Here is a 2,533-nt window from a genome sequence, read left to right as displayed (position 1 = left end):
CCCCCCCCCCCCCCCCCCCCCCCCCCCCCCCCCCCCCCCACGACGCTGGCTTGACAAGCACGGCTATACAGTCGGGACTGTTCCGCCATCAATCACGTGTTCCGAGCCCGACACCGATGCCGCGCGCGGCGACACCAGGAAGGTGATCAGGTCTGCGACCTCCGTCGGCGTGGCAGGCCGCCCGACCGGAATTCCGCCTAGCCAGTCCATGACCATCTTCTTCCCACCTTCGTAGTCGGTCCCTGCTTCAGCACCCATTCGCTGGGCGAACACGATCGACGCTTCCGTTTCAATCCAGCCGGGTGAGACGCGCAGAACGCGGACACCTTTGGGCGCGACCTCCTTCGACAAGGACTTACTGTAGGTCGAAAGGGCACCCTTGGCAGCCGCGTAGGCGGTGGTCGATTCTGGAAGCGGAAGCACACGCTGGATTGAGGTCACATGGAGCACGACGCCTGCTCCTTTGGCCAACATCGCCGGCAGCAACGCACGGTCAAGACGAACTGCGGACATGAAGTTCAGGTTGAACTCGTTGAACCATACCGCATCATCGAGTGCGGCAAACCCGCCTGCTGGCGCGCTCGAACCGCCCACGGAGTTGATCAGGATATCGACACCGCCCCAACGCTGCTTCACCGCGCGCGCCAGCTCGGTCACTCCTTCCCCGGTCGCGAGGTCGGTCTGGACGTAGGTCACTCCTTCCAGCGGATTCTCTGGTGCAGCGCGCGCACTGGTCATGACCTGCACGCCGACCTCTCGGAGACCCTTAACGAGTGCAGCACCCAGACCCTTGGTGCCGCCCGTGACCAGGGCACGCTGCCCTTGCAGTTGGAGGTCGAAGTTCATGCCGTGATCTCCAGCGATGCGATCAGGCCGCGTTCCAGGCGAAACCGGTACGACAGATCGATGGGGCTACCGGGGAAGTTGCCAGTGACCTTGGCGCGGACAATCTGGAAGTCATCCTCACGCTCCAATGCAAACGGCATGCTTGTGGCGCTGTACTTGGCGGACGCCTCAGCGATGAAGGCCTTGATGGCATCAACGCCCGCGTAGGTGTGGCCGTCGTCTTTCATGACGGCTTGCGCTGTGAAGCAACGCGCAAGAGCTTCGGGTTTGTGCTCGGCCGCGAAGTAAGCGGCAATGGGCTCAGGAAGGGTCAAGCTGTTCATCTCGATGGCTCCATGCAGTGAACGAAGGCTTGAGAATGCGCGTTGGAGTGAATTTAGTGAATACTCTAGAATTCGGATGGGCTATGTAGAAACGGATGCATGATGCGAGGGTCTGAATTTGCGGAGCTGAAAGCCTTCGCTGCAGTGGTCGAGCGGGCAAGCTTTGCCCGGGCCGCTGAGCATCTGGGCCTGTCGCCTTCCGCACTCAGCCAGACCATCCGCCAACTCGAAAGCCGGATCGGTGCTCGACTTTTGAATCGCACGACACGAAGCGTCGCACCCTCGGCAAGTGGCGAATTGCTCTACCGGCGCATCGCACCGTTGTTCCGCGAGATGACGGCCGCGGTCGCTGAGGCTAGCGAAGCCGCCGGCCATACACGTGGCACGCTTCGTATCAACACGCTGGGTATTGCGGCGAGAACCATCATCGCGCCCAGGCTTCCACGCTTTCATCTGGCGTACCCTGACGTGGTACTCGACATCGTGGTCGATGACGCGCTGGTCGATATCGTCGGTGGCCGATTTGACGCCGGCATTCGCGTGGGCGGACGGCTCGAGAAAGACATGATTGCCGTGCGTCTCACGCCAGACCTGAACATGGTCGCCGTGGCGTCGCCCGATTACCTCGCGCGGCGAGGCACACCCAAAAAGCCCGAAGAGTTGCATCAGCACGCGTGCATCAACTGGCGACTCCAGATAGACGGCAGGTACTACCGCTGGGAGTTCGAGAAAAGGGGAAAGCGTCTCGAAGTGCCGGTAGACGGTCCTGTTGTCACCAACCACGCTGACATAGGCCTTGCTGCTGCGCTCAATGGGCTGGGCATTGCCTATCACTTCGAGCAGGACGGCGTGGGTGAGCTATTGGCGCAAGGACGGTTGGTCCAGGTCCTCGCGGACTGGTCAATCTCCCGGCCCGGACTATTTCTCTACTACCCCAACAGGCAGCACCGCCCAGCCCTGCTGGGTGCCTTCATCGACTGCCTGTTAGACAAAGATTGGGCATGAGCCCGCCGCCGCACCAGAACTGCGATTTGCTGGTAGTTCGTTGATTCCGGGCTGCGGCCGGTTTCACAGACACCTTGTCAGGTGTGCAATAAAACCGGAGGTGGTTCAAGGGAACGAGAAGGCAAGTCAGCCGAGAGTTCATGTGCGCGCAAGCCAGTCACCCGCCCCACCCCCCGCCGTGTGCATCGATAGCGGCATGATCGTCAACGCCGGCTTGGTCACCGACGCCCCTGCCTTCACATTGCTCCAATCTAGTACATGAGGGTTGGCAGCGCATTCACACTCTCGGCGCCGTCGACGATGCTGTCGCGCATGCCCGGCACCTTGTTCAGGATGTGCTCGGCGTAGAAGCGCGCGGT

3 protein-coding genes are annotated in these 2,533 nt (G+C 61.6%); 1 reads left to right on the top strand and 2 read right to left on the bottom strand.

Annotated features, from left to right (window positions below; all coding sequences use genetic code 11):
- Positions 1-63: 63 nt before the first annotated feature.
- Both AC1RVW_RS15950 and AC1RVW_RS15945 read right to left on the bottom strand, forming a co-directional pair.
- Positions 64-846: an SDR family oxidoreductase gene (locus tag AC1RVW_RS15950; protein WP_493201022.1), complete on the bottom strand. Its 783-nt coding sequence runs from the start codon at positions 844-846 to the stop codon at positions 64-66.
- The gene (locus tag AC1RVW_RS15945) at positions 843-1,169 is read right to left on the bottom strand and encodes a nuclear transport factor 2 family protein (protein WP_106937789.1); all 327 of its coding nucleotides are present in this window, start codon (positions 1,167-1,169) and stop codon (positions 843-845) included. The genes AC1RVW_RS15950 and AC1RVW_RS15945 overlap by 4 nt, the downstream gene beginning before the upstream one ends.
- 102 nt (positions 1,170-1,271) lie before the next feature.
- Between AC1RVW_RS15945 and AC1RVW_RS15940 the strand changes: the two genes are divergently transcribed.
- Entirely contained in the window at positions 1,272-2,174 is a 903-nt protein-coding gene (locus AC1RVW_RS15940; RefSeq protein WP_106938484.1) for a LysR family transcriptional regulator, read from the top strand.
- Positions 2,175-2,533: the final 359 nt, after the last annotated feature.

The organism is Variovorax sp. MPBD4-3 (assembly GCF_058809745.1).
Note: the sequence above shows the minus strand (reverse complement) of the source record. Positions and strands in the feature narration are given on the sequence as shown.

Coding starts and splice junctions, on each gene's coding strand:
- AC1RVW_RS15940 (WP_106938484.1), top strand. CDS start 1,272: ATGCGAGGGTCTGAATTTGCGGAGCTGAAAGCCTTCGCTGCAGTGGTC.
- AC1RVW_RS15950 (WP_493201022.1), bottom strand. CDS start 846: ATGAACTTCGACCTCCAACTGCAAGGGCAGCGTGCCCTGGTCACGGGC.
- AC1RVW_RS15945 (WP_106937789.1), bottom strand. CDS start 1,169: ATGAACAGCTTGACCCTTCCTGAGCCCATTGCCGCTTACTTCGCGGCC.